Here is a 1714-nt window from a genome sequence, read left to right as displayed (position 1 = left end):
ACGCAGGGCGTCCGGGGCAATAAAGGCTGTCGAAGATCGAGTGTAAAAGGGCGACTTGGATGTCCCGTTTTACATCACGAGATCAAAGACACGCTTGGACTGAGCTTTTCATTTAAATAGATTGTCTTGTAGCCGGCTTTTAACAGAGACAGGGTTGTGAGTAGATCCTCTGTAATCGAGGAAGTAGGAATTCCACCAATTTCATCAACCGCCTTGCGCCTCGTAATAGAACAGGATCCACAGCAGAATGCTGCATTCCAACGATCCCTGCATGGCGCCATGACATCAAAAAAGAGTCGCTGTTCGTCGGGCAAAAGTTTGTCCAGATAGAGATTTGACTGAATTGGATCACGGTTATAAAAGTGTTGAGGTGTCTGGACTAGTCCGACATCCGGATTGTTGACAAAAAAACCGGTTGTTCTTTTCAAATAGTCAGACAAAGGAACAAAATCAGCATCAAAGATCGCAAACAATTCCCCTGAAGCATGCTTCAAACCATCGTTAAGGTTTCCAGCTTTGGCGTGTGAATTATCTTCACGGGTCAGGTAATTGACATTGTGCTCTTTGCAAAATTCCTTGAGCCATTCTCTTTTCCCATCATCCAGTACCCACACCAGTGCCATGATAGATAGCGCCATTTTCGCGTGTCTCATCAAGGCGTGTACGGTTGTAGTAGTGAATCTCCATGTCAAAGCCACGTGCGCGTTTCGCCATGATCTGCCCTACTCGCCCCATGCCGATAATAGCAAGGCGCTTGCCGGTGATCTGCACACCAAGCTGATGTGTCGCGCTCCAGTCGGCCCAGCTGTCAGTACGGGTCTCACGTGCGGACTCATGTGCACGTCGCGCCGCACCCAGCATGCATAGCATGGCAATTTCAGCCGTGGCATCACTGAGTACATCAGGTGTGTTTGTGACAGTAATAGCGCGGGCGCGTGCCGCTTCGAGGTCAATATGGTCGTAGCCAACAGAGAAACTGCAGATTGCACGCACTGAATCTGGCAGTTGCGCGATAACTTCTGCTGTGAGCTTTTCGGTATGGCATGGAATAACGGCGATGGCGCCTTCGGAGAGCTGGATCAACTCATCGCTACTGTAAATTCTGTCGGTGGCATTCAGACGAGCGTCATAATCCCGGGTCAAGCGTTCTTCAACGGCTTGCGGTAGTTTTCTCGTAACGAGAACAGCAGGTTTTCCACTCATATTTCTAGTATTCGCCTATATTGGCTGAATTATTTTATCTGAAATTTAATCGTACATAATCAAATCCGATAGATACAATAACCTATACATAGAGACAGACTCAATTATATTTTGCTGAAAAAAACACTATATTCATTTCATCATGTGAAAATTATATGAGTCATAACACTTAATAATCATTACCCTAAACGCATGGAAAACCTATGACTGAACTAACACTTGAGCAGGCAAACGAACTCATTGCAAAGACGTTGCAAACAGCCCGTGAAAAGGAGATGCCGCCAATTGCTGTAGCGGTACTGGACTCCGGCGCCCATCTGAAGGCGTTTCAGCGCGAAAATGGCGTCTCCTTCCTGCGCGTGCAAATTGCCCAGGCAAAGGCATGGGGCGCACTCGGCATCGCGTCCGACTCAAGTACGATTGCAGACAGGTACGCTCAGGATGACCTTCAGCGTGGCTTCGTCAATGCACTCAACGCCATGACAGGCGGTCAACTGATTCCGCTTCCGGG

General features: G+C 48.1%; 2 protein-coding genes and 1 pseudogene. 1 reads left to right on the top strand and 2 read right to left on the bottom strand.

Annotated elements, in window-relative coordinates; all coding sequences use genetic code 11:
- Positions 1–98: 98 nt before the first annotated feature.
- Positions 99–614: pseudogene (locus BOW51_RS10535) on the bottom strand (glycosyltransferase family 2 protein); the annotation flags it as partial.
- A complete protein-coding gene (locus BOW51_RS10530) occupies positions 598–1203 on the bottom strand; it encodes an NAD(P)-dependent oxidoreductase (RefSeq protein WP_078477670.1) in 606 nt (201 codons plus the stop codon). The gene BOW51_RS10530 and the pseudogene BOW51_RS10535, both read right to left, overlap by 17 nt.
- A 203-nt stretch (positions 1204–1406) precedes the next feature.
- On the opposite strand from BOW51_RS10530, the gene BOW51_RS10525 reads away from it, so the two are divergent.
- On the top strand, positions 1407–1714 hold a 308-nt coding region (locus BOW51_RS10525), incomplete at its 3' end, for a GlcG/HbpS family heme-binding protein (RefSeq protein ID WP_078477669.1).

Origin of the sequence: Solemya elarraichensis gill symbiont (assembly GCF_002021095.1) — a bacterium.
In the GTDB taxonomy this organism is placed as follows: Bacteria; Pseudomonadota; Gammaproteobacteria; order Chromatiales; family Chromatiaceae.
The sequence above is the reverse complement of the archived record's forward strand: the minus strand, read 5'-3'. Positions and strand labels throughout refer to the sequence as shown.